Consider the following 26512-nt stretch of genomic DNA (forward strand, 5'->3'; position numbering starts at 1 on the left):
GCATGACCAGCGACGCCAGCGCAAGCGCAAGCGGTGAGTACCGGATCGAGCACGACTCCATGGGCGAGGTACGGGTCCCCGCGCACGCCAAGTGGCGGGCCCAGACCCAGCGCGCGGTGGAGAACTTCCCCGTCTCCGGGCAGCGCCTGGAGCGTGCGCACATCGCCGCGCTGGCCCGGATCAAGGCCGCCGCGGCGACGGTGAACGCGGACCTCGGGGTGCTCGACAAGGACGTCGCGCAGGCGATCGCGGACGCGGCCGCCGAGGTGGTCGACGGCCGCTGGGACGAGCAGTTCCCCGTGGACGTCTTCCAGACCGGATCCGGCACGTCGTCCAACATGAACACGAACGAGGTCCTCGCGACGCTGGCCTCGGAGCGCCTCGGCCGTGACGTCCACCCGAACGACCACGTGAACGCCTCCCAGTCGTCGAACGACGTCTTCCCCTCCTCGATCCACATCGCGGCCACGGGCGCCGTCACACAGGACCTGATCCCGGCGCTCGACCACCTGGCGACCGCCCTCGAACGCAAGTCGGCGGAGTTCGCCGACGTGGTGAAGTCCGGGCGCACGCACCTGATGGACGCCACGCCCGTGACGCTCGGCCAGGAGTTCGGCGGCTACGCGGCCCAGGTGCGTTACGGCATCGAGCGGCTCAACGCCTCGCTGCCGCGCCTCGCCGAACTGCCGCTGGGCGGCACGGCGGTGGGCACCGGGATCAACACCCCGCCCGGCTTCTCGGCGGCCGTGATCAACGAGGTGGCGCGGGCCACGGGTCTGCCGCTGACCGAGGCCAGGGACCACTTCGAGGCCCAGGGCGCGCGGGACGGGATCGTCGAGACCAGTGGGCAGCTGCGGACGATCGGCGTCGGCCTCACGAAGATCGCCAACGATCTGCGCTGGATGGCCTCAGGGCCGCGGACCGGCCTCGCCGAGATCAACCTGCCCGATCTGCAGCCCGGTTCCTCGATCATGCCGGGCAAGGTGAATCCGGTCATCCCGGAGGCGGTCCTGATGGTCGCCGCGCAGGTCACCGGCAATGACGCGACGGTCGCCGCGGCGGGCGCCGCCGGCAACTTCGAGCTGAACGTGATGCTGCCGGTCATCGCCAAGAACGTCCTGGAGTCCGTGCGGCTCCTCGCCAACGTCTCGCGGCTCCTCGCCGACCGGACGGTGGACGGCATCACCGCGAACGCCGAGCGGGCCAGGGAGTACGCCGAGTCCTCGCCCTCGGTCGTCACTCCGCTGAACAAGTACATCGGTTACGAGGAGGCGGCGAAGGTCGCCAAGAAGTCCCTCTCCGAGCGGAAGACGATCCGGGAGGTCGTGCTCGAAGGCGGCTACGTCGAGCGGGGTGACCTCACCCTGACGCAGCTGGACGAGGCATTGGACGTACTGCGGATGACGCATCCGTAGCGACTGTCGCGGCAGCTGTTCCAGCAACTGTCTCCTTTACGCCCGGACACGTTCTGAAGAGCTTGTCCGGGCGCCGACTAATATCTCTGCATGACAGACCTCACCACGCCGCCAACGACGAGCAGCGAAGCAGCACACTGGGCCCCCGGCTCCCAGGTGCTGTGGCGGTACAAGGAGAACGCCGGGAACAGGATCCACATCTGCCGGCCCGTCACGGTCGTGCAGGACACCGAAGAGCTGCTCGCCGTATGGATGGCCCCCGGCACCGAATGCGTGAAACCCGTCATCGCCGACGGGACTCCCGTGCACCACGAGCCGCTCGCCACCCGCTACACCAAGCCGCGCGCGCTGCGCAGGGACCGCTGGTTCGGCACCGGAGTACTGAAGTTGGCCCGCCCCGCGGAGCCGTGGTCGGTGTGGCTGTTCTGGGATCCGGGATGGCAGTTCAAGAACTGGTACGTGAATCTTGAGGAGCCGCGCGCCCGTTGGGCCGGAGGCATCGATTCCGAGGATCACTTTCTGGACATCTCCGTGCGGCCCGACCGGACATGGCAGTGGCACGACGAGGACGAGTTCGTCCAGGCCCAGCGCTCCGGACTGATGGGAGCGGAAAAGGCGCGGCAGGTGCGGGCCGCCGGGGACGCCGCCATCGAGGTGATCCACGCGTGGGGACTGCCGTTCTCGGACAACTGGCCGCACTGGCGCCCCGACCCGGACTGGGCGATTCCGCCCCTTCCGGATGACTGGGACCGCACGCCTGCGCATGTGACGTCATGAGACCCTTGATGCGCCCCCATGGTTCAAACGTAGGATCGTCCTCCGCAAGGGCGCACAGCAGCAACTCAGCAGCAACTCCCTGAGCTTGCGCGTTGCCTGACAGGATGTCATCGAAGGGCGGCAGAACGTGAGCGATGCGAGCGGGTTCGACCGGTACGGCGGGCCTTTGGGCGTGCTGCCCGACCGGACGGGACAGGCCGAGGCCTTCGACGCCATCGGTCAGTACTACGACGACGCCTTCCCGCACAAGGACGGCCAACTGGCCGCCGGGCGCTGGCTGTCCGACGCGCTGCCGCCCGGGTCGCGGGTGCTCGACGTGGGCTGCGGCACCGGCGTGCCGACCGCCCGTCAGCTCGCCGATGCCGGACACACCGTGCTCGGCATCGACCTCTCCTCCGGCATGCTCGACCTCGCCAGGAAGAACGTACCCGGGCAGAACGCCGAATTCCGGCAGCTCGACGTGGCGGCGCTGCGGGCCGAAGGCCCGGAAGGTGTGGGGAAGTTCGGCGGGATCGCGGCATTCTTCGCGCTCTTGATGCTGCCGCGCGCCGAGATCCCGTACGCTCTGCGGCTGCTGCACGGACTGCTGCGCCCCGGTGGCCCGCTCGCGCTCTCCATGGTCGAGGCCGACCTGGATGACGCGGGAATTCCGTTCCTGGGGCACACAATCCGGGTATCCGGATACCGGCGGGGTGAACTGCGCCAGGTCGTACGTGACGCGGGCTTCGACATCGTCGAGGAGGACACGTACTCGTACGCCCCGGCGAGCACCGACGTTTCCCCAAGCTCTCAACTTCGTTCGACCAGGGGAGGCCCCAACCCCGAGCACCAGCTCTTCCTGCACTGCCGACGCGGCTGACCAACGTAGCCACCGGACACCAAGGCGCAGCCCCGGACGGACGGATTCGAAACGCGTGACGGAGCACTCCATCCCCGACGAGGGCCGGCAGCCCCGAGCTGCCCGGCCCGCCGCCCCCGCGGATCCCCGCGGGGCGCAGGCGCGTGCCCCGAAGGCGCGGGACACCCCGGGCGCGGTCGCTTTACCCGCTCAGGCCCAGGCCAGGGCGGGCGACTCCACGGCGAGCCCCAGCGACGAGCACTCCCAGTCGTCCGGGGCCTTCGGACAGCAGCCCGACCCGCACCGGCCGCGCCCCGACCAAGGGGCCGGGCAGGGCGGGCAGGACATCCCTGACGGCGTCCCCCCGGGCGCCCCCGGCGGTGAGGAGAGGCGTACGGGACAGCCACGGCCGCCGGGCTCCGGCCCCGCGGCGATGCGACGTGACGGCGACCGGCTGCGTTTCGTGGGCGCCGCGACCCGGCGCATCGCCCGCGGCATCGACCTGGACGAGATCGTGATGGGCCTGTGCCGGGCCACGGTGCCGACGTTCTCCGACGCGATACTGGTCTATCTCCGCGACCCGCTGCCGGTCGGCGAGGAGCGGCCGAGCGGTGCGCTCATCCTGCGCCTGCGCCGCACCGACCGGCTGCGCTCGATCGAGGAAGGGACGGAGGATCCCGACACCGAGAGCGGCACCCTGCCCGCCCTCCAGGTGCAGACCGACCTCGTGACGACCGCCGAGCTGTGCGAGGTGCTGCCCGGCGGCGCCCTCGCCGAGGTCCTGCGCGGTGTGCGCCCGGTCTTCGCCGACGCCCCCGCGGCCCGCGCCGCACTGCCCGAACTGCTCGGCGAGGGACGCGCCGTGCCCTCCGGGCAGCGGACGATCCTCGCGCCGCTGCGGGGCAGGCGCCGGGTGATCGGCGCCGCGGTGTTCCTGCGCCGCCCCGACCGGCACGCGTTCGAGGCCGACGACCTCCTGGTCGCCGCCCAGCTGGCCACGCACAGCGCGCTCGGCATCGACAAGGCCGTGCTCTACGGCCGCGAGGCGTACATCGCCGACGAACTGCAGCGCACGATGCTGCCCGAGACCCTGCCGCGCCCGACCGGCGTCCGCCTGGCGTCCCGCTATCTCCCGGCCGCCGAGACGGCCCGGGTCGGTGGCGACTGGTACGACGCGATCCCGCTGCCCGGCAGCCGGGTGGCGCTCGTCGTGGGCGATGTCATGGGGCACTCCATGACATCGGCGGCGATCATGGGCCAGCTGCGGACGACTGCGCAGACCCTGGCCGGGCTCGACCTGCCGCCCCAGGAGGTCCTGCACCACCTGGACGAGCAGGCCCAGCGGCTCGGCTCGGACCGGATGGCGACCTGCCTCTACGCGGTCTACGACCCGGTCGCGCACCGCATCACCATCGCCAACGCCGGGCACCCGCCGCCCGTCCTGCTGCACCTGGGCGGCCGTGCGGAGGTTCTGCGGGTGCCGCCGGGCGCCCCCATCGGCGTGGGCGGCGTCGACTTCGAGGCCGTGGAGCTCGACGCACCCGCGGGCGCCACGCTGCTGCTCTACACGGACGGCCTCGTCGAGTCCCGGCTGCGTGACGTGTGGACCGGCATAGAGCAGCTGCGCGAACGGCTCGCCGCCACCGCCCAGTTGACCGGGCCGGACCACCCGCCGCCCCTTGAGGCCCTCTGCGACGACGTCCTGGACATGCTCGGCCCCGGCGACCGGGACGACGACATCGCGCTGCTCGCCGCCCGCTTCGACGGCATCGCGCCGAGCGACGTGGCGTACTGGTACCTGGAACCGGAGGACGCCACTCCGTCGCGCGCGCGTCGCCTGGCCCGCAGCGCCCTGGAGCGCTGGGGCCTTGAGGAGCTGAACGACTCCGTGGAGCTCCTGGTGAGCGAGGTCGTGACGAACGCCGTGCGGTACGCCACGCGCCCGGTGACGCTGCGCCTCCTGCGCACGGACGTCCTGCGCTGCGAGGTCGGCGACGATGTGCCCCAACTGCCCCGGCTGCGGCAGGCGCGGGCCACGGACGAGGGCGGACGCGGCCTCTACCTGGTCAACAAACTGGCCCGGCGGTGGGGCGCGACGCGACTGAGCACCGGCAAGGTCGTGTGGTTCGAGCTGAACCACGGCTGAGCCCGGAGCGGTGCACGGCGAAGGGGCCCGGAAGCGGTTGCTTCCGGGCCCCTTCGTGTGGCGTGTGGCCGTCCGTCAGTCCCTGTTCGGCCGCCCGTTCGGCTTCTCCGGGATGTCGATGGTGGTCGTCGGGTCCGGGTCCTCCGGGTCGTCCGTCGGCTCCTGCGTCGTCGGGTCGTCCGTCGGCTCCTGCGTCGTCGGAGTCTCCGTCGGCTTGTCCGTCGTCGGGTCGTCCGTCGGCGGCTTCGTCGTCGGGTCCTTGGTCTCCGAAGGCTCCTCCGTCGGCTCCTTCGGGGCCTGCGTCGTCGGGTCCGGCGGCGGCGCGATGGCAGCGCCCATGGAGGTGTCCAGGTCGAACTTGCTGGGCGATCCCATCGCGTCGAAGGTGTACGCCGCCCAGATCTGCGCCGGGAAGCTGCCGCCGTCGACACGCGGCAGACCGCCCGCGCCCTTCATGGAGACCTGCTTGCTCTGCTCGGCGGTACCGGCCGCGCCCTCGCCGAACAGTCCGACGGAGGTGACCAGCTTCGGCGTGTAGCCGGTGAACCAGGCCGACTTGTTGTCGTCGGACGTACCGGTCTTGCCCGCCACGTCCTGCACCGGGCTGCGCACCGCGCGGCCCGTTCCGTCGTCGACCACGCCGGTCAGGACCGAGGTGAGCGAGTCCGCGGTGCCGCGGTCGACGACGTTCTCGCCGATCGGGTCCGGCATCTCGATCGAGCGGTCCTTGTGCTCGACGGAGGCCACGATCGTGGGGGTGACCTTCTTGCCGTGGTTGTCGAGCGTGGCGTAGACGCCCGCCATCTCCAGCGGGCTCGCACCCATGGTGCCCAGGGTCTGCGCGGGCACGGCGGGCAGATCCTCGACGTCCATGCCGAGCTTGCCCGCGGTCTCAAGCACCTCGTCCATGCCGACGTCCACGCCCATCTGCGCGAAGACGGAGTTGATGGACTTGTTCATCGCCTTCTGGACGGTGACGGGGCCGTAGCTCTTGTCGTCCTCGTTCGGCGGCGCGAAGCCGACGTCGCTGCCCTTGACCGGGCGCTCGCTGGTGCCGTCGTAGATCGTGTTCGCGGTGATCGGCTGGCCGGACTGGGTCGTGGAGCCGTTCTCCAGGGCCGCGGCCAGGATCAGCGGCTTGAAGGTGGAGGCCGGCTGGTAGTCGCGCCGGGTGGCGTTGTTCGTGAAGTGCTTGACGTAGTCCTCGCCGCCGTACATCGCCAGGACCTTGCCGGTCCTGGGGTCGACGGACGCGGCGCCCGCCTGTACCCGGGCGTCGGCCTTGCGCTTGTCCGGGTCGAGCTGGTCGTTCAGCTTCTTGTCGACGGCCTTCTCCAGAAGCTTCTGCTTCTTCTTGTCGATGTTGAGCGTGATCGTGTAGCCGCCCGCGTCGAACTGCTTCTCGCTGAGGTGGCCGGCCTTCATGACCTCGTCCTTGGCCGCCTTCACGAGGTAGCCGGTCTGACCCTCCAGGCCGGGCGCGGCCTTGGGCGGATCCGGCTTGTCGAACTTCAGTCCCTCGCGCTCGGCCGCGGGCAGCCAGCCCTCTTCGACCATGTTGTCGAGCACGTAGTTCCAGCGCGCCTCGACCAGCTTCTTGCTGGTGTCCGTGGCCGACGTCCAGTCGTACTGATTGGGGGCCTGGAGGAGAGCGGCGAGGTAGGCGCCCTGCGAGACGCTCAGCTTCTCGGCGTCGATGCCGTAGTACGCCTGGGCCGCGGCCTGGATGCCGTAGGCACCCCGTCCGTAGTAGCTGGTGTTGATGTACCCGGCGAGGATGTAGTCCTTGCTCTTGTTCTGGTCCACCTTCAGTGAGATGACCAGTTCCCTGAACTTACGGGTCACCGTCTGGTCCTGCGTCAAGTAGTAGTTCTTGACGTACTGCTGGGTGATCGTCGAGCCGCCCTGCTTGCCCTTGCCGGTGACGGTGTTGATCAGGCCGCGGGCCGTGCCCTTGAAGTCGACGCCTTTGTCCTTGTAGAAGGACTTGTTCTCGGCGGCCACGAAGGTGCGCTGCACCTTCTTCGGCACCTTGTTCAGGTCGACGACCTCACGGTTCAGCTCGCCGGTCCTGGCGATGACGTCGCCGTTCTTGTACTTGTAGACGTTGCTCTGGAGCTTGGCCGCGGCGTTGCCCTCGGGTACGTCGACCATCATGTAGAGGATCACGAAGCCGAGCATGCCGAGCAGGCAGAGTCCGAAGAACGTGCCCAGGATCTTCTTCAGGGTGAAGAAGCGGCGTATGCCCGTGCGCTTGGGTTTGCCACCGCCGGCGGGGCGCACGCGCGCTGCCCGGCGCGCGCCGCGCTGCCGCGCTTGTCGCTCTTCCGCTCGGCCCATGAGAGTAAGTGCTCCGCTTCGTCTCGTTCGTGTGTCCGATGGCTGGCAAGTCAGCTCAAGAAGCTAACACCGCACCTAGGGACAAAGGACTGCCGATCCGGTCTTTTCCGGACGTGACAATCAGCACCTGCCCCATAGGAACCGGTGACTCCCCCAGTTAACCGACGGTCCTGGGGCCCAGAAGGTTGCCCGCATTTCGAACCTGTGAGCTCCCCGTGACCGGTATACATGGCGGGTATACACACCGTGTAGAGTGCTCCGCATGTCCATCGGTCACACCCTCCTCGGCCTCCTTGAGTCGGGCCCGCGCCACGGCTACGACCTCAAGCGCACCTTCGACGAGAAGTTCGGTCACGACAAGCCACTGCACTACGGGCAGGTCTACTCGACCATGTCCCGCCTCCTGAAGAACGGCCTCGTCGAGGTCGACGGCATAGAGGCGGGCGGCGGCCCCGAACGCAAGCGGTACGCGATCACCGAAGCCGGCATCACCGATGTCGAGCAGTGGCTCGCCACCCCGGAGAAGCCCGAGCCCTACCTCCAGTCGACCCTCTACACGAAGGTCGTCCTCGCGCTCCTCACCGAACGCGACGCCTCGGAGATGCTCGACGCCCAGCGTGCCGAGCACCTGCGCCTGATGCGCATCCTCACCGACCGCAAGCGCAAGGGTGACCTCGCCGACCAGCTGATCTGCGACCACGCGCTGTTCCATCTCGAAGCCGATCTGCGCTGGCTGGAGCTTGCCGCCGCGCGCCTCGGCAGGCTCGCCCAGGAGGTTCGCTCCGCATGACCCCCGCCGGTTCCCTCCTCACCGCCTCCGGGCTGCGCAAGACGTACGGTCCGACGACCGCGCTCGACGACGCGGAGTTCTCCATCCACCCCGGCGAGGTCGTCGCCGTGATGGGCCCATCCGGCTCCGGCAAGTCCACGCTTCTGCACTGCCTCGCGGGAATCGTGAAGCCCGACGCCGGCTCCATCACGTACGACGGCCGCGAGCTCACGGGCCTGCCGGACACCACGCTGAGCGCCCTGCGCCGCAGCGAGTTCGGCTTCGTCTTCCAGTTCGGGCAGCTCGTCCCCGAGCTGACGTGCGTGGAGAACGTCGCGCTTCCGCTGCGCCTGAACGGCGCCAAGCGCAAGGACGCCGAAGCGACCGCCCGCACCTGGATGGAGCGTCTGGAGGTCGAGGACGTCGCCGCCAAGCGGCCCGGCGAGGTCTCCGGTGGCCAGGGCCAGCGCGTCGCCGTGGCCCGCGCGCTCGCCACAAGCCCGCGCGTGCTCTTCGCCGACGAGCCCACCGGCGCCCTGGACTCCCTCAACGGCGAGCGCGTCATGGAGCTGCTCACCGACGCCGCGCGCTCGACGAACGCCGCCGTGGTCCTGGTCACCCACGAGACGCGGGTCGCCGCCTACTCCGACCGCGAGATCGTCGTACGCGACGGCAGGTCACGGGACATGGAGCGGGCGATATGAGCCTCGACACGCGCGCCAAGGCCGCCACCGGCCCCAGGCCGCCACTCGCCGACGACACCGCCTCCAAGGGCGCCCGCGCCTTCCTCCGCGACCTCGCCATGGGCATCCGCTTCGCCGTCGGCGGCGGCCGCGAGGGCTGGACCCGCACCCTCCTGACCGCGGTCGGCGTCGGCCTCGGTGTGGCCCTGCTGCTCGGCGCGGCATCCGTGCCCAACCTGCTCCAGAACCGCGAGGACCGCTCGGTGGCCCGCTCGGCCGAGGGCGAGTTCTCGGGAAAGAAGGTCGAGCGGTCGGACTCCACGGTCCTGCAGCGCGACGTTCCCACCGACTTCCGCGACAAGACGGTGAGCGGCCGCGTGCTGCGCGCCGAGGGCTCGCACCCGGCCCTGCCGCCCGGCCTGAAGAAGATCCCGGCGGACGGCGAGATGGTCGTGTCGCCCGCCCTGCGCGAGCTCCTCGGCAGCTCCGAGGGCGCCCTCCTCAAGGAGCGGTACAGCCAGTACCGCGTCACCGGCACCATCGGCGACGCCGGCCTGACCAACCCCCAGGAGCTCTACTACTACGCCGGTTCCGACGCCCTCACCCCGGCCAAGGGCGGCCACCGCGTCGAAAGCTTCGGCTACAAGGAGCCCGCGGAACCCCTGGACCAGATGCTGGTCGTCCTGGTGGTCCTGATCTGCGTGGTCCTGCTGACCCCGGTGATCATCTTCATCGGCACGGCGGTCCGCTTCGGCGGCGACCGGCGCGACCGGCGTCTCGCCGCGCTGCGTCTAGTCGGCGCCGACGCCCACAGCGTGCGGCGGATCGCGGCGGGCGAGGCCCTGTGCGGCGCGCTGCTCGGCATGGCCTTGGGCGGTCTGTTCTTCCTGGGCGTGCGCGAGGTGATCGGCACGCTCGACGGGTGGAAGATCAGCGCCTTCCCCTCCGACGTGGTGCCGGTGCCCGCCCTCGCCGCGCTGATCCTGCTCGCCGTGCCGGTCACGGCCGTCCTGGTCACGCTGATCTCACTGCGGGCCGTCTCCATCGAGCCGCTGGGCGTCGTGCGCAGCAGCAAGCCCCGCAAGCGCCGTCTGTGGTGGCGCATCGTGATGCCGCTCCTCGGCCTCGGGATCCTGCTGGCCTCGGGCCAGGTCGGCGGCGACATGGCCCCGCCGGTCTTCGCCATCGGCGCGGGCGCGACGCTCACCCTGGTGGGCCTGGCGGCGCTGCTGCCCTGGCTCGTCGAGGCGAGCGTGGCGAAGCTGCGCGGCGGCGGCCCCATCCCCTGGCAACTGGCCACCCGAAGGCTTCAGTTGAGCAGCGGTACGGCGGCACGGGCGGTCAGCGGCATCACCGTCGCGGTGGCGGGCGCGGTCGCCCTGCAGATGCTGTTCGTCGCGATGCACGACGACTTCAACCAGGCGACCGACAACAGTCCCGGCCGCGCCAAGCTGGTCGTGACGGCCGACGTCGGCGACGGCGAGCTCGCCGGGCGGATGATCGACACGTTCCGCACGACCAAGGGTGTCGAGAAGGTCATCGGCACGGTGTCCACGTACGTCGTCAAGCCGGGCAGGCTCAAGGCGGACGACATGCGGCCCACCACGGAGCTGACGGTCGCCACCTGCGCGAACCTGCGCGAACTCGCCCGCATCGGCAGCTGCGAGGACGGCGACACCTTCGTCGTGCACACCGGCACCGCGATGGACAAGTGGGTCGACAAAGCGGCGCGCCCCGGCAAGCCGGTCGACCTGAACGCGATCAGCTGGGACGAGCCCGGCCACCGGCACGCCCCATGGACGCTGCCCGCCGACTCCCGCACGGTCAAGGCCCGCCCCGACCCGGGCGGCGAGCTGCACAACGGCATCTTCGCCACGCCCGGCGCGATCGACCTGTCCAAGATGGCCGAAGCCGCCACGACCGCGATGATCAAGGTCGACCCGGACGTCCCGGACGCCGAGGAGTACATCCGCAACGCCGGGGCGCACGTCGACCCGTTCCTCGACGTGCGGACGCTGCGGGCGATCGAGCGCGACAAGCAGTACGCCACCATCCAGAAGGGCCTGCAGATCGGCGCGATGGCGACGATGGCGCTGATCGCGGCGTCCATGCTGGTCTCGATGATCGAGCAACTGCGGGAGCGCAAGCGCCTCCTTGCCGCGCTCACCGCGTTCGGCACGCGCCGCGCGTCGATGGCGTGGTCGATCCTGTGGCAGACCGCGATCCCGGTCGCGATCGGCCTGGCGCTCGCCGTGGCGGGGGGCATCGGCCTCGGCTGGGTCATGGTCCGCATGATCCAGCACTCGGTCACCGACTGGTGGCTGTTCGCGCCCCTGACGGCCGCGGGCGCCGTCCTCGTCGCGGTCGTGACGCTGCTCAGCCTGCCGCCGCTGTGGCGCATGATGCGTCCGGACGGCCTGCGCACGGAGTAACTCCCCCGCCAGGAGCGGTGCGTTGCCGGTGCGGGGTCACAACACCCGCACCGGCAACGGCTTCACGGCCCCCCGCATCGCGGCGGCGAGCGCCTCGTACTCCGCCGCCCGCGCGGCCCCCGTACGCATCGCGAGGGCGATGCGCCGGGTCGGCGCCGGGTCCGCGAAGAACCCGGTGAGCAGCTGGTTGCTGCGGCTGGTCTCGACGCGGACCGCGGTGCGCGGCAGCAGCGTCACCCCGAGCCCGCCGGCCACCAGCTGGACGAGGGTGGAGAGCCCGGCGGCGGTCGTGGTCACCGGGGCGTCCGCGCGGCCCGCCTCCCGGCAGATGTCCAGGGCCTGGTCGCGCAGGCAGTGCCCCTCGTCGAGCAGCAGCAGGTTCAGCTCGCGCAGGGCGTCGCGCGGAATGCCCTCGCGCCCGCCGAGCCAGTGGTCCAGCGGCGTGACGAGCACGAAGTCCTCGTCGAACAGGGGAAGTTCGGTGACGCCGGGCATGCCGAGCGGCACGGCGAGCAGCAGCAGGTCGAGACGCCCGGCACCGAGCCCCTCGATCAGCGAGGACGTCTGCTCCTCGTGCACCTGGAGATCGAGGTCCGGGTACTTCTCGTGGACGAGCCCGATGAGCGTGGGCAGCAGATAGGGCGCCACGGTCGGGATCACGCCGAGCCGCAGCGCGCCGGTGAACGGCGCGCGCACCGCGTCGGCCTCCTCCATCAGCGCCCCGACCTCGTCGAGCACGGCCCTGGCCCGCACCGCGAGCCGCTCACCGGCCGACGAGAGCAGCACCTTGCGGGTCGTACGCTCAAGCAGGGTGACACCGAGTGTCTCCTCCAGGGCGGACACGGCGCCGGAGAGCGCGGGCTGACTCATGCCGATCGCGGCGGCGGCGTCCCGGAAGTGCAGATGCTCGGCGACGGCGGCGAAGGCGCGCAACTGGGCGAGGCTGGGCTGACGTGCGCCGCGCTTGGCCGCGGGCTTGGCACTGGTGGCCACGGGCCCCTCCTTAACTACTGGCACTGATAGCCAGAATCGATCAACGAGACCCACTCTAGCTATTTCCATAATCAATGCACCCTGTGCCACCATCAACATCAGTCCAACCCCCCAGGAAACTCCCCAAAAGGGATTTTCTTTGCAGCAAGGAGAGCGCGTGCTCACTGTCGGTGACAAGTTCCCCCAGTTCGATCTGACCGCCTGCGTCTCGCTGGAGAAGGGCGCTGAGTTCAAGCAGATCGACCACAAGACCTACGAGGGCAAGTGGAAGATCGTCTTCGCGTGGCCCAAGGACTTCACCTTCGTGTGCCCCACCGAGATCGCCGCCTTCGGCAAGCTGAACGACGAGTTCGCTGACCGTGACGCCCAGATCCTCGGCTTCTCCGGTGACTCCGAGTTCGTGCACCACGCCTGGCGCAAGGACCACCCGGACCTGACGGACCTGCCCTTCCCGATGCTGGCCGACTCGAAGCACGAGCTCATGCGTGACCTCGGCATCGAGGGCGAGGACGGCTTCGCCCAGCGCGCCGTCTTCATCGTCGACCAGAACAACGAGATCCAGTTCACGATGGTGACCGCCGGCTCCGTGGGCCGTAACCCCAAGGAGGTCCTCCGGGTCCTCGACGCGCTGCAGACGGACGAGCTGTGCCCCTGCAACTGGACCCAGGGCGACGAGACCCTCGACCCGGTCGCGCTCCTCTCGGGCGAGTGAACGGAGCCTACTGACATGGCACTCGACGAACTGAAGTCCGCCGTACCGGACTACGCCAAGGATCTGAAGCTGAACCTCGGCTCGGTCATCGGCAACTCGGACCTTCCGCAGCAGCAGCTGTGGGGCACCGTGCTGGCCTGCGCCATCGCGTCCCGCTCCCCCAAGGTGCTGCGCGAGCTGGAGCCCGAGGCGAAGGCGAACCTCTCCCCCGAGGCGTACACCGCCGCCAAGTCGGCCGCGGCCGTCATGGCGATGAACAACGTCTTCTACCGCACGCGCCACCTCCTCTCGGACCCGGAGTACGGGACCCTGCGGGCCGGCCTGCGGATGAACGTCATCGGCAACCCCGGTGTGGAGAAGGTCGACTTCGAGCTGTGGTCGCTCGCCGTCTCCGCCATCAACGGCTGCGGCCAGTGCCTCGACTCGCACGAGCAGGTGCTCCGCAAGGCCGGTGTGGACCGCGAGACGATCCAGGAGGCCGTCAAGATCGCCGCGGTGATCCAGGCGGTCGGCGTCACGCTGGACTCCGAGGCAGTGCTCTCCGAGTAACCACCTGAGCAACACGAAGGGCCCCGCCGACTCCTGGTCGGCGGGGCCCTTTCGCGTACGAGAAGCGCGCTACTCGGCGGCGTGTTCGCGCTCCACCGGCGCCACGTCCATCGCCGTCGCGCCCCGCGGCTGCGGAGCCTGCTTCAGGGCGGCCTCGTGTGAGTACGCCCTGAGGTAGCCCACCACCGTGTTGGTGACGGCGACCAGCGGCACCGCGACGACGGCCCCGCCGATCCCGGCGACCAGACCGCCCGCGGCCACCGAGAGCACCACGGCCAGCGGATGCACCCGTACGGCACGGCCGAGGATGAACGGCTGCAGGATGTGGCCCTCGATCTGCTGCACGGCCAGGACCACGACGAGGGTCATCACACCGGTGAAGACGCCCTGGGTCACCAGACCCACCACCACGGCGAGCGCACCCGAGATGACCGCGCCCACCAGCGGGATGAACGCGAACAGGAAGATGAAGACGGCCAGCGGCACCGCCATCGGCACCCCGAGGAAGTAGATCCCGAGCCCGATGAAGATCGCGTCGATCAGGGCCACTATCACCGTGCCGCGCACGTAGGCCGTCAGCGTGCGCCAGGCACGCGGACCCGCGCCCGCGATGCCGGGCCGCGCGGGCGCCGGGACCAGCTTCAGGACCCACTGCCAGATGCGCTTGCCGTCGTACAGGAGGAAGAGCGTCGAGAACATCGCGAGCAGCATGCCCGTCATGGTCTCCACGATCACGGTGACCCCTTCGAGCCCCGCGGACGTCAGTTCCTCCGTGTTCGCCCCGACCGCATCCCGCAGGCTCTTGGCGATGTCGTTGATCTGGTCCTCGGTCACGTGGAACGGGCTGTTCAGCAGCCAGTTGCGCAAGTCGTCGATGCCGTTCTGGAGCTGGCTGGAGAGCGTGTCGGCGTTCTCCATGACCTGCCAGACGACGAACCAGCCGACGAGCCCGATGACGACGAAGCCGAGTACGGCCGTGAGGACGGTCGCAAGCCCCCTGGGCAGACCGAGCCGCCTGAGCCGGGCCACCGTCGGCTGGAGCATCGCGGTGATGAGCAGCGCCGCGACAAAGGCGAAGATGACCAGCTGCACGGCGCTGATGACCTTCATCAACACCCAGAGCGTGCCCGCGAGTACGAGAAGACGCCAGCCGGCCTCGGCCGCGACGCGCATGCCCCACGGCACCGCGTCGACGGGGTCGGGCCTCGCCGCGACGTCCGGCGCGTACGCGGGCGGCGCGGGCACCACGGTCTCCGACCCGTCGGCGTCGTCCGCCGACGACTGCCGTGCGGGCCTGGCGCCGTCCCCGAAGTCGTCGTCCGACTCCGATCGCCTGCTCCTCCGCTCGCCCATCTCAGACAGTCCGGCTCCCAGTCGGCCGATCCACTCCGGTACTCGCGCCATGATCCGTCCTCTTCCCCCGTCTCTCCCCATCACTCCCTCCTGGAAGTTGCGGGTCCGACCGTACACGGCTGAGACCCCCCACCGAAGGACGGTGAGGGGCCTCAGAAAGGTTGAGCGATACGCGGCTCAGTACCAGTTGTTCGCCTGCCAGAAGTCCCAGGCTCCGCACGGGCTTCCGTAGCGGTCGTTCATGTAGCCCAGGCCCCACTTGATCTGCGTGGCGGGGTTCGTCTGCCAGTCGGCTCCGGCCGAGGACATCTTGGAGCCGGGGAGCGCCTGGACGAGGCCGTAGGCGCCCGAAGAGGCGTTGCTGGCCTTGTAGTTCCAGGTCGACTCGTGGTTGACGATGTTGCTGAAGCACTGGAACTGGTCACCGGGGACCATCTGCCGTGCCATCGCCTGAACCTGCGAGACGGAGTACGAGGACTGCGGGGAGAAGGACGAGGCGTCGCGCGCGGAGGAACGGCTGGCCTTGACCTCCGCCTTCTCCTCACGCTCCTTCTTGGCTGCCGCCTTCTCGGCGGCCTCCGCCTTCTCCGCGGCCTTCTGCTTCGCGATCGCCGACTCGGCGGCCTGCTTGCGCGCTGCTTCCGCCGCCGACTTCTTCGCGGCCGTGTCCGCAGCCATGGCCTGTGCGTCGGCCTGCTGCGTCAGGGACGCGGTCTGCACCTGGGCCTGCTGACCCGCGGGGATGTCTGCGAGGAGGGTCGCTTCGCTTGCCGTCGCCTCGAAGTCGTTGTCATTCGAGGCGCCCGGGGTGCTGCCCGAGGCGACACCAACAACAGCGCCGACGGTGGTGACCGCGGTGGCGGATGCCACGGCGAATCCCCGGACCGAAATCCGGCTCACACGGTTTCCTTCCAGCATCGCCCGCATAGGTGACCTCGCGGACGCAATCGTGCCCCTGGCGCTGGCCTCCGCTGGTATCTCGGTCACGGGAGGCACGGGCCCGGTGGACAACTCCCGTGACGGGAGAGTCGCGTGGTGCTTCGGGCGGCATGCGACGGCCACTATGAAGTTCTGGTGTTTCCGGGTTGCAGTACCGCTGGGGGTACAGGTGTGTCGCATGCGGGGCCTGACAGGACCCAGACTCTGCCCCAGCCGGATGCCGCAAGGCAATTATCCGTGCCGTGTGAAAGCTCACACCTCGTTTGCCCCAGTAGTTTTTCGGAAAAGGGCGGACGCCATGACGCCGCCCGGCTAAGCTCCTTCGCTCCGCCGGGCGGCGCCAACTACTGCGTAACCAGGGTGAATTGGTTCAGATCTGACCGTCCTCCAGCATTTCGGTCACGAGTGCCGCGATCTGCGAACGCTCGGAGCGGGTGAGCGTGACGTGGGCGAAGAGCGGATGGCCCTTCAGCTTCTCGACGACGGCAACTACCCCGTCGTACCGCCCCACTCGGAGGTTGTCGCGCTGGGCGACGTCGTGCGTGAGGACGACCCGGGAGTTTGCCCCGATCCTGGACAGAACGGTCAAAAGGACGTTCCGTTCCAGGGATTGGGCCTCGTCGACGATCACGAAGGCGTCGTGCAGCGAGCGCCCGCGGATATGGGTGAGAGGGAGCACTTCGAGCATGCCGCGCGCCGTCACCTCCTCGATGACCGCCTTGCCCGCCACCGAGCCGAGCGTGTCGAAGACCGCCTGGGCCCAGGGACCCATCTTCTCGGCCTCGGTGCCGGGCAGATAGCCGAGCTCCTGCCCGCCCACCGCGTACAGCGGCCGGAAGACCATCACCTTCTGGTGCTGCCGGCGCTCCAGGACCGCTTCAAGCCCCGCACAGAGCGCGAGAGCCGACTTGCCGGTGCCCGCCCTGCCGCCCATCGACAGGATGCCGATGTCCGGATCGAGCAGCAGATCCAGCGCGATGCGCTGCTCCGCACTCCTCCCCTTGATGCCGAAGGCCTCACGGTCACCCCGCACGAGACGGACATTGCCCTCGGCCGTGACACGGCCGAGCGCCTTGCCCCTCTCCGACTGGATGGTGAGGCCCGTGTGGACGGGCAGGTCGGCCGCTTCCGGCACGTACAGGGTCTCTTCCTCGAAGAGGAGGTCCACCTGTTCACCGGAGAGGGTCAGTTCGGACATTCCGGTCCAGCCGGAGTCCGTGATGGCGAGCTCGGCGCGGTACTCCTCCGCGAGAAGTCCGACGGAGGACGCCTTGATCCGCAGAGGCAGATCCTTCGATACGACGGTGACGTCGTACCCCTCTGCCTGGAGGTTGCGCGCTACGGCGAGAATCCGTGAGTCGTTGTCCCCCAACCGGTAGCCGGCCGGAAGCACGCCGGGATCGGAGTGGTTGAGCTCGACGCGCAGCGTGCCGCCCAGATCGCCGATCGGGATCGGCGCGTCCAGGCGACCGTGCCGGACCCGGCAGTCGTCCAGCAGGCGCAGGGCCTGCCGGGCGAAGTAGCCGAGCTCGGGATGGTGCCGCTTCGCCTCGAGCTCCGTGACCACGACGACGGGCAGCACTACTTCGTGCTCGTCGAAGCGGTACATGGAGTTCGGGTCTGCGAGCAGAACGCTGGTGTCGAGAACATAGGTGCGCCTGTCGGGCATGCGGCGCTTTGTGCTGGTCACCACGGAAGGACGTACCCCCTCGGATGAGGTCGGGGAGCGACGGGAAGGATGCCGGGAGAAATCCGGACCGGTCTCGGACCGCAGTGCGCGGGCCGAGCTCCGGCCCTCCACTTCGCCCGTACTCACCGCACGGTCGTCCTGGTGCAAAGGGCCTCCCGGGCGGACGGCCCCATGCCGCCCGCTGAGATACGACATCCGTGAATCGGATGTCGACCTGGAAGGCTTATTCCCTCGAACAAGCGCAGCCATGCCAGGGCATATGACGGCGCGTCCGTGAACTCTGGGTTACTCGCGCCTCACCAACGCGGGCACCCGGTGGGGTGTCAGCCGCCGTAGCGCCGGTGCCTGGCCGCGTAATCACGCAGCGCACGCAGGAAATCGACCTTGCGGAAGGCGGGCCAGAAGACTTCACAGAAGTAGTACTCGGAGTGGGCCGACTGCCAGAGCATGAAGCCGGACAGGCGCTGCTCACCACTCGTTCGGATCACCAGGTCGGGGTCCGGCTGGCCGCGTGTGTAGAGGTGCTTGGAGATCAGGTCGACGTCGACGGTCTCGGCGACGTCCTCCAGACTCGTGCCCTTGTCCGCGTGGTCCAGGATCAGCGAGCGGACCGCGTCGGCGATCTCCTGCCGGCCGCCGTACCCGACGGCCACGTTGACCAGTATTCCCTTGTTGCCGTGGGTGGCCTGCTCGGCCTCCTTCAGTACGGCCTGGGTGCGGGAGGGCAGCAGGTCCATCGTGCCCACGTGGTGCACGCGCCAGCGGCCGTCGGCGGCGAGGGAGCGGACGGTGTCCTCGATGATGCCGAGGAGCGGGATGAGCTCCTGCTCGGGGCGGTCGAAGTTGTCCGTCGACAGCATCCAGAGGGTGACGACCTCGACGTCCGTCTCGGCACACCAGCCGAGGAACTCCTCGATCTTGTACGCACCCGCCTGATGGCCCTGTTCGGTGGTCCCGCCGGATGCCTTCGCCCAGCGCCTGTTGCCGTCGAGGATGACCCCGATGTGCTTGGGCACCTGATCGTGGTCGAGGCGGCCTTCCACCCGGCGTGCGTAAAGTCCGTACACCAGGTCGCGCAGGTTCACTTCTGTCAGCCCCTCCAGCAGATGGCAGTCCCCGAAGGCGAAAGCCTACCGCTGTGACGGCGGGCTTCCGCCCTCGGGTGATGCGGGGCTGCTGCCACAAGATCCGGGCCTGAAGTAGCTTCGTACCCATGAACGACACGTCTCTGTACCGAGCGGCAACGGACCGTTACAGCACCATGGAGTACCGGCGCACGGGCCGCAGCGGCCTGAAGCTGCCCGCCGTCTCCCTCGGCCTGTGGCACAACTTCGGTGACGACAAGTCCCTCGAGAGCCAGCGCGCGATCCTGCGCCGCGCCTTCGACCTGGGCGTCACTCACTTCGACCTGGCGAACAACTACGGCCCGCCGGCCGGTTCGGCCGAGCTCAACTTCGGCAAGCTGTTCGCACAGGATTTCGCCCCGTACCGCGATGAACTGGTCATCTCGACCAAGGCGGGCTACCTCATGCACCCCGGCCCGTACGGCGAGTGGGGTTCGCGCAAGTACCTGCTGTCGTCGCTGGACGCGTCGCTGAAGCGGATGGGCGTCGACTACGTCGACATCTTCTACTCCCACCGCTTCGACCCCGAGACCCCGCTCGAAGAGACGATGGGAGCGCTCGCATCCGCCGTCCAGCAGGGCAAGGCGCTGTACGTGGGCGTCTCCTCCTACAACAGCGAGCAGACCGCCGAAGCGGCGCGCCTGCTGCGGGAGATGGGCGTTCCCGCCCTCATCCACCAGCCCTCGTACTCGATGATCAACCGCTGGACCGAGGACGACGGCCTGCTCGACACCCTTGAGGGCGCGGGCATGGGCTGCATCTCGTTCGTGCCGCTCGCGCAGGGCCTGCTCACGAACAAGTACCTGAAGGGCATCCCGGAGGGTTCGCGTGCCACGCAGGGCAAGTCGCTCGACCCCGACCTCCTGAGCGACGAGGTCGTGCGGCGCCTCAACGGTCTGAACGACATCGCGGCCCGCCGCGACCAGTCTCTCGCGCAGCTGGCGCTCAACTGGGTGCTGCGCGACGAGCGGATGACCTCCGCGCTCATCGGCGCCTCCAGCGTGAAGCAGCTGGAGGAGAACGTGGCGGCGCTGGCCGGTCCGAAGCTCACGGACGAGGAGCTCACCGAGATCGACACGTACGCGGTGTCCACGCCCGGCACCAACATCTGGGCCGGGCGCGGCTGATGCCGTCCGCTTAGTCCAGGGGGAGGCCGACTGCTAGCCGAGGGTGCGCGGGCGCTTGAACCAGGCGCCCGCGGCACCCTGACTGAGCAGGATGACCGTGGCGATGGAGCCGAGCAGGCCCAGGAAGCAGCCCGGGTTGCCGGAGGCGAGGCCGCCGAGCCCGAGGGCGATCTGCACGCTCATCAGGACGATGCAGGTCACGCGCACGCCGTTGCCCGCGTTCTTGAACGCGAAGGCGAAACCGCAGGACACCAGAAGGCAGATGCTCACGCCCATGGCCGCGCCGGCCGTCGCCGCGTCGCCCATGGCCGCGATGCCTATGACTCCGAGCAAGGTCAGTCCGCCGAGGACCCAGAGGACGATCTGCGTGGCGCGGACGACGCCCGGCATCGTCTGCGGGGCCATGGGGCCGTAGCCGTATCCGTAGGCGTGGGCGGGGTCCTGCGCAGGACCGCCATAGGTGGGGAGGCCGGCCTGGGGAGCGCCCTGAGGAGCACCCTGGGAAGCGCCTTGGGGAGCACCTTGGGAGGCGCCCGCCTGGGGGTTCGCGTACGGGTTGCCGTGCGGGTTCTCGGGCGGCGGGGGGAATTGGTTCGACATGTCCCTGACGATATCCGCAGGCCCCGGTCCGACGATCATGCGGGCACTCCCCGTGATCACACGGGTGCCCACAGGTCCTGCGGGCACAAAAAATCGGGCCGGTCCGTGGGGGGGAGACGGACCGGCCCGAGGGGGGGTTTCCACCATAACCCTTCGTAAGTGATGCTGCGCGCATCGGCGGCCCACAACTACTCTCCGAAGTTGCCCGGCGACTGCGTGACGACCGCGCGCCCCTGCTCTCCCACCGGAATTCGGCCCCGGAAGCCAGATTTCGGCCGCACCTGACGGTAGCCCGTTGGAGGGACGGGTCCCGGTGCTCCGCCTTGACGCGGCGGAGGGGCGGCCCGCTAGCTTCGGCTCCCATGGCGACACTGATCCTCCCGACCGGACGGATGCTCCCCCTGGAGATCGCGGACTCGGCCCGCACCCGGCGGCGCGGGCTGCTCGGGCGGGAAGGGGTGACGGGGGCCTTGCTGCTGAGCCCGGCAAGCAGCGTCCACACCCTGGGGATGCGGTTCACGATCGACGTGGCGTACCTGGACCGGGAGCTGCGGGTTCTGTCCGTGCGGACGATGCGTCCGGGGCGGATCGGGCGGCCCCGGCTGCGGGCCGGGCACGTCCTGGAGGCGGAAGCCGGGGCGCTGGAGCGGTGGGGCGTGCGCCGGGGTGCGCGGGTCGCGGTGCGGTCCGGTGACGCAGGGGAGCCTCGCACCCGTCCGGAGCGTGACGGTCACACGGAATCCGGCGATTCCCATGAGCCCGGTGGAGAGCCCGGTGGAAAGCCCGGCGGGAAGTGAGGGGCGCGCGGGCCGCGCAGCCCCCTCCGCCGCGCGGCACCGCACACGTGGCTTTGCTCACGCGAATTCGCCTTGGTCTGAACTTACGTGATCCCGACGGCCGGATCGAGCCAGTCCGGATAACGATGCGGAATCAACGCGAGCTGTTCCGGGATCACTTGGGCGTTGTTCGGGATCACTTGGCTAACGATCGAAGCGGCAGGCAACCATTGACCCCGCTTTCCCGTCAGGCGGCCTCGCCATGCTTGCCGTCCTTCTTGCCGTCCTTCTTGCCGTCTCTCTTGCCCTCCCGGTTGGCCACCAGCTGACGCATGTGCGCGTCGCCCCACACGCCCAGCGGGATCAGCGCCTCGTTCAGGGACAGGCCGAGGGGGGTCAGCGAGTACTCGACCTTCGGCGGCACCTCCCGGTACACCTCGCGGTGCACGATGCCGTCGGACTCCAGCTCGCGCAGCTGCTGGATGAGCACCTTCTCGCTGATCCCGGTGATGTGCCGGCGGAGCTCGCCGAAGCGCAGGGTCGCGCCCGCGTAGAGCGCCCAGAGGATCATCGGCTTCCACTTGCCGCCGACGACGTCCACGGCGGCGTCGAGGCCGCACGCGTACAGCGGCCCGGTCTCTTTGCCGCTCTCCGAATTGCCCTCCGCGCCGCTCTTCGGCATGGTCCACTCCTCGTGTCGGCAGAGCCACTTCACCGATCGACAGTACCGAAGGAGACCACCGATGAGCGCCCCTCCCACTGTCACGTGGAGTGCTGCCAACACCCGGCGCATGGACCGGCAGTTCCTGCTGACCCCGGCGAAGCCGGGCCAGGCGGGACCCGGCGAGGTCGTCGACGCGATGCTCGCCGCGCAGGCGCAGGTGCTGTCCGCCGCCGAGCTGTCCGTGGGGCTGCGGATGGACGGGGCGACCCGGCAGGACGTACGCGACGCGCTGTGGGGCGAGGAGCCGAGCCTGGTCAAGACGAACGGCCCGCGCGGCACGATCCACCTCCTCCCGTACGCGCAACTCCCCCTCTGGACAGCCGCACTGCCCGCCGTGCCGTCCGGTTCGAGCCCTTTCAAGCCCGAGGCGCGAGTGACACCCGCCCAGGCGGAGGACATCGTCACGGCGATCGGCGAGGCGCTGGACGGCGTCCGGCTGACCATCGACGAGCTGAGCGAGGCGGTGGTGGCACGCACCGGGCCGTGGGCCGGCGACCTGGTGATGCCCGCGTTCCAGGGGATGTGGCCGCGCTGGCGGCAGGTCATGCATCTGGCGGGCCAGCGCGGCGCGCTGTGCTTCGCACCGGACCGGGGCCGCAGGGTGACGTACACGCGCCCGCGGGACTTCGGGGAGCCGATGGGGGCCGAGGAGGCGACGCGGCAACTGGTGCGGCGCTTCCTGTACGCGTACGGGCCCGCGACTTCGCAGGAGTTCGCCAAGTGGCTGGCCGGCCCGCCGGGTTGGGCATCAGCTCTCTTCGCTTCCCTCTCCTCCGCCGGGGAGATCGAGGCGGTCGACATGGAGGGTGAAGCGGCGTCGTGGGTGGTGGCGGACGACACGGAGTTCCCCGCCGAACCGGCGCGGGGGGTCCGCCTCCTCCCCTACTTCGACGCGTACGTCATCGCCTCGCACCCCCGCGCCCGCCTCTTCCCGGGCCGCGCCTACGAGCGCGCGCTCAACAGGGGCCAGGCGGGCAACTTCCCCGTACTGCTGGTCGACGGAGTCGTGGCGGGCGTCTGGCACCAGCGTCGCTCGGGCCGCCGGGTGACGGTGACGGTCGAGCCGCTGGACCGCTTGAGCGCCCGCCAGGAGCGGGGGCTCGCGGTGGAGGTCGAGCGGGTGGGCGAGGTGCTCGAGGCCAGGCCGGAGCTGGTGGTGGGGACGGTGGGGGTGGGGCCGCATGCGTAGGGGCCCGCCCCTTGGCTGAGGCCTCGGCCCGCGCCTCTCGGCTACGGCTTACGCAGCTCGAAGAGGTGGCGGGTGCTGTGGGCGACGAAGGGTCCGTCGGCCTGGATCCGCTCGTGCAGTTCCCGCAGCCGCGGCCGGTACTTCTCCACGGAGAAGTCCGGCACCATCCAGATGACCTTCCGCAGGAAGTGGACGACGGCGCCGACGTCGAAGAACTCCATCCGCAGCCGCTCGACCCGCAGGTCGACGACCTCCAGCCCCGCCGCCTCGGCCTGCGCGCGCTCCTGGTCGGGGTGGCGCGCGTGCCTGGTCTCCTCCGGCTGCGGGCCGAGGAAGTACTCCACGACCTCGAAGACGCTGGAGGGCCCGACGTGCTGGGCGAAGTACGTGCCGCCGGGACGCAGCACGCGGGCGATCTCGTCGAAGTCGGCCTTCACCGGATGCCTGCTGGTGACCAGGTCGAAGCCTTCCGCCGCGAACGGCAGCGGCGCGTCCTCGGGCGAGGCCACGACGACCGCGCCCCGCGGATGCAGCAGGGCGGCGGCCTTGGCGACGTTCGGCGGCCACCCCTCGGTGGCGACGGCGAGCGGCGGCAGGGTGGGCGCGGAGGCGAGGACTTCGCCGCCGCCGGTCTGGATGTCGAGGGAGGCGGTGGCGTGACCGAGCCGCTCCCCCATGGCGTGGGCGTACCGCCAGGAGGGCCGCTGCTCGGTGGCCCGCCCCTCGAACCAGGAGAAGTCCCAGCCCTCGGTCGGCGCCGACTCCGCTTCCGCCACAAGTGCATCGAAACTGCTCATGAACCGATCTTCGCATTGCCCGGGGCTCCCCTCCCGCCGACGCTGCGGTGCCGCGTAGAGGCTGAGGGAGCGGTTGGCGCCTCCCGTGGCCGCCATGAGCGATGGTGCCGATGCCGATATGACGACGACTCGGACGAGCCCGCCCCCATACCGGTCTCCTCGTTCGCCGGTCAGACCGTGGCCCAGGCGGAAGGGTCCCTGCCGTCGGCCTCGTCGATGGTGTCGTACGACCTGTCGTCGTTATCTGGGTGCGGGTGAGGGCGTTGCAGGGGATTCCCACTCCATCGCGGTAGAGCAGGCCAGTTCGGGGACTTTCTTGCAGTTGGCGAGGCGCACCTACTTTCGCGAAGGCGCGTTCTTGAAGTCGAGGGGCGCACGCGCTTCTCAACGCGCCTTCTCCGAAATAGGTGCCAGACCCCCCACCTCCACGACGCCACCCGGCATTCAGGAGCCGCCGCCCGCCGCAGTCACATGCCGCTGCCGCCGCTTCAGCTGGGCCAGCCACCAGCCCTGGGGGATGGGGCCTTGTTTGCTTCCTCGCTTGGGCCAGTCGCTCGGGAGGGGTGGGGCCCACTGGCTCCCGAAGCGCCCTTCCCACCGCCGCCGACCGCCGACGTCCCGGCGCCGATGCTGGTGATGCAGAGCAAGACGCCCCCTGTTCGTGATCGCCCCATTACCGGACACGTCATGCGTGGCGTTCGCTCAAACGGGCCGGCCTGCAGGTGCTTGATGAGACCGGGGCCCTGCCCGGGGCGGCTGCTCGGCCTTGCCCCGTGGCGTTGCCCGGGAAGACCGGTCGGTCTGCTGACGCTCGATGAGACCGGTGTCCGCCCCCGGGCAGTCGCGCGCCTCTACCCCGCGACGGCTGCCCCGGAAGATCCGATCCGCTGTCGCTTGACGAGACCGGTGCCCGTCCCGGGGCGGTCGCGTGTGCCGTTGCCCTCACCGCGTGACGGGCACCCCGGGAGATCCGGTCTGCAGTCGGGCGCGAGAGCGGTCCGTCCCACGGGAGTGGTCGAGAGCCTCGCCCCTTGGGTCGTCCGGTCGTCTTCCCTCGCGTGGTGGAGGGGTGGGTGTCAAGGGTGGAGCGCAGCGGAATCGGCGTAGCCGACGCGACGTAGGAGCGCCCTTGACTCCCGGCCCGCAACCACCAACCTCGGGACAACCGGGCGGCCCCGGTCACCATCCCGACACAGGCCCCCCCAAAGCCACGGTGGAAGTTGGCGGCCACCCGGAGCGGCAGGTCAGTCCTGGCTTCCGGATGGTGCCGTCCCCGTATCCGCCCCGGCACCACGCGGGAACGTGACCTCGACCCGGCGGTTCTTCTTGCGGCCCTGCTCGGAGGTGTTGTCCGCGATCGGATAGTCCTCGCTGTAGCCGCGTACGGAGTACGTGACCTCGGGGCCCAGGTAGCTCGCCAGCTTGTCGTGCACCGCTTCCGCGCGCTTACGGGACAACGTCTTGCCGTGACTGTAGGAGCCGAGGTTGTCCGTGAAGCCGAACACCCTGACGGTCGTTGCCTTCTGGGTCTTCGCCTCTTCCGCGATCGCCTTGATACGTGCGTTCGCCTCGGGATTCAGCGTGTTGCTGTCCTTGGGGAAGAGGACCTCGGCCTGCAGCGCGAACTTCACGTCCGTGTTGGTGTCCTCGCGGCGCTCCTCACCGCCGAGGTCCTCGACCACGGACTTGATGTCCAGCACCTTCGCCGGGGCCAGGGTCGCTCCATCGGCCAGCTTCAGCCCGGGGCTGTTGGAGTCGACCTCCGGGGGCGGGGATGTGGTGCTGCTGCCTGGAGGTGCGCTCGGGTCGTCGTCGTCCGCGAAGGCGGGGGTGCCGGTCAGGAAGACCAGAGCCGTGAGGGTGACGGTGGCTGTGGCCAGGGTGCGCGATCGTGGGTGGCCCATGGGTCACTCACTCTCGGAGATCTCGATGGAGGCGGGGGGCATGGCGCCTACTTGGAAGGCGACCTTGTCGGAACCCTCCGGCGGAGCCGGGAACTGGGCGTACCAGTCGGCGGTTTGGCCCGGCTTCACACCGCCCGTGAACTTGGTGCACAGGCATCGCCCCTCGGTGTCGCGGAGGACGAGGTACTTCTTCTTCCCCGCGTTGTCGATCAGGCTTGCTCCCGCTACCGAGGAACCGTTCTTGTTCAGCTCACGCTCCTCACCACGCCAGTTGGCCGCGGCCCAGAACTTTCCTCCGCTGTTCGTCACCTTGCCCGAAACCGTAACGAAGCCCCCCTCGTCACGAACAGCGGAAGAGACCGTCAGCGTGATGTTCTCCTCCCCCTTCACCTCAGCCAACGCCTTGTCCGATGCCGGGGCTTGGCTCTCCTCCTCCTTCTCCCCCTCATCGCCACCCCCCTTTGAGGCCGCAGGTGAGGAAGAACCCTTCTCCGGTTTGTCATCGCTGTCACCGTCCCCGCCACCGCAGCCGGCGACCGCGAGGACCAGCCCAGTAGTGATCGCGACAGCGGTCATTGCCTTGCGGGTCTTTATGGTGCGCCGAATGTTCATCGGTACAGCTTCCTTCTTTCGTC

23 protein-coding genes are annotated in these 26512 nt (G+C 69.6%); 12 read left to right on the forward strand and 11 right to left on the reverse strand.

Annotation, left to right across the window (positions count from 1 at the left end; translation table 11 throughout):
* Positions 1 to 2: 2 nt before the first annotated feature.
* The 4 genes from OG302_RS16440 (at position 3) to OG302_RS16455 (ending at position 5176) form a co-directional block, all read left to right on the forward strand.
* Positions 3 to 1415, forward strand: a complete 1413-nt coding sequence (locus OG302_RS16440; RefSeq protein WP_371527488.1) for a class II fumarate hydratase — start codon at positions 3 to 5, stop codon at positions 1413 to 1415.
* 90 nt (positions 1416 to 1505) lie between these two features.
* Positions 1506 to 2192, forward strand: coding sequence for a DUF402 domain-containing protein (locus OG302_RS16445; RefSeq protein WP_371527489.1), 687 nt, complete (start codon positions 1506 to 1508; stop codon positions 2190 to 2192).
* Between the two features lie 127 nt (positions 2193 to 2319).
* Positions 2320 to 3051 (forward strand): class I SAM-dependent methyltransferase, encoded by a 732-nt coding sequence (locus OG302_RS16450; protein WP_371527490.1) that lies wholly within the window; start codon positions 2320 to 2322, stop codon positions 3049 to 3051.
* Positions 3052 to 3106: 55 nt separating this feature from the next.
* Positions 3107 to 5176 (forward strand): SpoIIE family protein phosphatase, encoded by a 2070-nt coding sequence (locus OG302_RS16455; protein ID WP_371527491.1) that lies wholly within the window; start codon positions 3107 to 3109, stop codon positions 5174 to 5176.
* Between the two features lie 75 nt (positions 5177 to 5251).
* On the opposite strand, the gene OG302_RS16460 is transcribed toward OG302_RS16455, so the two are convergent.
* Complete coding sequence (locus tag OG302_RS16460) at positions 5252 to 7516, reverse strand: transglycosylase domain-containing protein (protein WP_371527492.1); 2265 nt, start codon at positions 7514 to 7516, stop codon at positions 5252 to 5254.
* Positions 7517 to 7778: 262 nt separating this feature from the next.
* Here OG302_RS16460 and OG302_RS16465 point away from each other — a divergent pair, with 262 nt between their 5' ends.
* The 3 genes from OG302_RS16465 to OG302_RS16475 are packed head-to-tail and all read left to right on the forward strand — an operon-like array spanning position 7779 to position 11400.
* Positions 7779 to 8306 carry a PadR family transcriptional regulator gene (locus OG302_RS16465; protein WP_361832990.1) on the forward strand — a complete coding sequence of 176 codons (528 nt, stop codon included), beginning with the start codon at positions 7779 to 7781 and terminating at the stop codon, positions 8304 to 8306.
* Positions 8303 to 8989 (forward strand): ABC transporter ATP-binding protein, encoded by a 687-nt coding sequence (locus tag OG302_RS16470; RefSeq protein WP_371527493.1) that lies wholly within the window; start codon positions 8303 to 8305, stop codon positions 8987 to 8989. The genes OG302_RS16465 and OG302_RS16470 overlap by 4 nt, the downstream gene beginning before the upstream one ends.
* The gene (locus tag OG302_RS16475) at positions 8986 to 11400 is read left to right on the forward strand and encodes an FtsX-like permease family protein (RefSeq protein WP_371527494.1); all 2415 of its coding nucleotides are present in this window, start codon (positions 8986 to 8988) and stop codon (positions 11398 to 11400) included. The genes OG302_RS16470 and OG302_RS16475 overlap by 4 nt, the downstream gene beginning before the upstream one ends.
* Before the next feature lie 36 nt (positions 11401 to 11436).
* On the opposite strand, the gene OG302_RS16480 is transcribed toward OG302_RS16475, so the two are convergent.
* Complete coding sequence (locus OG302_RS16480) at positions 11437 to 12393, reverse strand: LysR substrate-binding domain-containing protein (protein WP_371527495.1); 957 nt, start codon at positions 12391 to 12393, stop codon at positions 11437 to 11439.
* A 157-nt stretch (positions 12394 to 12550) separates the two neighbouring features.
* Here OG302_RS16480 and OG302_RS16485 point away from each other — a divergent pair, with 157 nt between their 5' ends.
* The gene (locus tag OG302_RS16485; protein ID WP_361832984.1) at positions 12551 to 13105 is read left to right on the forward strand and encodes a peroxiredoxin; all 555 of its coding nucleotides are present in this window, start codon (positions 12551 to 12553) and stop codon (positions 13103 to 13105) included.
* Between the two features lie 15 nt (positions 13106 to 13120).
* The gene (locus tag OG302_RS16490; RefSeq protein WP_371527496.1) at positions 13121 to 13654 is read left to right on the forward strand and encodes an alkyl hydroperoxide reductase; all 534 of its coding nucleotides are present in this window, start codon (positions 13121 to 13123) and stop codon (positions 13652 to 13654) included.
* 69 nt (positions 13655 to 13723) lie between these two features.
* Here OG302_RS16490 and OG302_RS16495 read toward each other — a convergent pair whose 3' ends face one another.
* The 4 genes from OG302_RS16495 to OG302_RS16510 all read right to left on the reverse strand — a co-directional run bounded on the left by OG302_RS16495 (position 13724) and on the right by OG302_RS16510 (position 18721).
* Positions 13724 to 15058: an AI-2E family transporter gene (locus OG302_RS16495; protein ID WP_371527497.1), complete on the reverse strand. Its 1335-nt coding sequence runs from the start codon at positions 15056 to 15058 to the stop codon at positions 13724 to 13726.
* 126 nt (positions 15059 to 15184) lie between these two features.
* On the reverse strand, positions 15185 to 15925 hold the full coding sequence (locus tag OG302_RS16500) for a lytic transglycosylase domain-containing protein (protein WP_361832978.1): 741 nt from the start codon (positions 15923 to 15925) through the stop codon (positions 15185 to 15187).
* Between the two features lie 391 nt (positions 15926 to 16316).
* Positions 16317 to 17639 carry a PhoH family protein gene (locus OG302_RS16505; RefSeq protein WP_361832976.1) on the reverse strand — a complete coding sequence of 441 codons (1323 nt, stop codon included), beginning with the start codon at positions 17637 to 17639 and terminating at the stop codon, positions 16317 to 16319.
* 320 nt (positions 17640 to 17959) lie between these two features.
* Positions 17960 to 18721, reverse strand: a complete 762-nt coding sequence (locus OG302_RS16510; RefSeq protein WP_361832974.1) for an isoprenyl transferase — start codon at positions 18719 to 18721, stop codon at positions 17960 to 17962.
* A 128-nt stretch (positions 18722 to 18849) separates the two neighbouring features.
* On the opposite strand from OG302_RS16510, the gene mgrA reads away from it, so the two are divergent.
* Positions 18850 to 19887 (forward strand): L-glyceraldehyde 3-phosphate reductase, encoded by a 1038-nt coding sequence (gene mgrA / locus OG302_RS16515; protein ID WP_371527498.1) that lies wholly within the window; start codon positions 18850 to 18852, stop codon positions 19885 to 19887.
* A gap of 33 nt (positions 19888 to 19920) precedes the next feature.
* Here mgrA and OG302_RS16520 read toward each other — a convergent pair whose 3' ends face one another.
* The gene (locus OG302_RS16520) at positions 19921 to 20487 is read right to left on the reverse strand and encodes a DUF3824 domain-containing protein (RefSeq protein WP_371527499.1); all 567 of its coding nucleotides are present in this window, start codon (positions 20485 to 20487) and stop codon (positions 19921 to 19923) included.
* A gap of 362 nt (positions 20488 to 20849) precedes the next feature.
* Between OG302_RS16520 and OG302_RS16525 the strand changes: the two genes are divergently transcribed.
* Positions 20850 to 21284 carry a DUF192 domain-containing protein gene (locus OG302_RS16525; RefSeq protein WP_371527500.1) on the forward strand — a complete coding sequence of 145 codons (435 nt, stop codon included), beginning with the start codon at positions 20850 to 20852 and terminating at the stop codon, positions 21282 to 21284.
* A 226-nt stretch (positions 21285 to 21510) separates the two neighbouring features.
* Here the strand turns inward: OG302_RS16525 and OG302_RS16530 are convergent, their stop codons facing one another.
* Positions 21511 to 21945: a winged helix-turn-helix transcriptional regulator gene (locus tag OG302_RS16530; protein ID WP_371527501.1), complete on the reverse strand. Its 435-nt coding sequence runs from the start codon at positions 21943 to 21945 to the stop codon at positions 21511 to 21513.
* Between the two features lie 61 nt (positions 21946 to 22006).
* On the opposite strand from OG302_RS16530, the gene OG302_RS16535 reads away from it, so the two are divergent.
* Positions 22007 to 23176, forward strand: a complete 1170-nt coding sequence (locus OG302_RS16535) for a winged helix DNA-binding domain-containing protein (RefSeq protein WP_371527502.1) — start codon at positions 22007 to 22009, stop codon at positions 23174 to 23176.
* A 41-nt stretch (positions 23177 to 23217) separates the two neighbouring features.
* Here the strand turns inward: OG302_RS16535 and OG302_RS16540 are convergent, their stop codons facing one another.
* From OG302_RS16540 to OG302_RS16550, 3 genes are all read right to left on the reverse strand, one after another.
* Positions 23218 to 23973: a class I SAM-dependent methyltransferase gene (locus tag OG302_RS16540; RefSeq protein ID WP_371527503.1), complete on the reverse strand. Its 756-nt coding sequence runs from the start codon at positions 23971 to 23973 to the stop codon at positions 23218 to 23220.
* A gap of 1244 nt (positions 23974 to 25217) precedes the next feature.
* Complete coding sequence (locus OG302_RS16545) at positions 25218 to 25877, reverse strand: OmpA family protein (RefSeq protein ID WP_371527504.1); 660 nt, start codon at positions 25875 to 25877, stop codon at positions 25218 to 25220.
* A 3-nt stretch (positions 25878 to 25880) separates the two neighbouring features.
* The gene (locus OG302_RS16550) at positions 25881 to 26489 is read right to left on the reverse strand and encodes a hypothetical protein (RefSeq protein ID WP_371527505.1); all 609 of its coding nucleotides are present in this window, start codon (positions 26487 to 26489) and stop codon (positions 25881 to 25883) included.
* Between the last annotated feature and the right edge of the window lie 23 nt (positions 26490 to 26512).

Source organism: Streptomyces sp. NBC_01283 (assembly GCF_041435335.1).
Classification (GTDB): Bacteria; Actinomycetota; Actinomycetes; order Streptomycetales; family Streptomycetaceae; genus Streptomyces.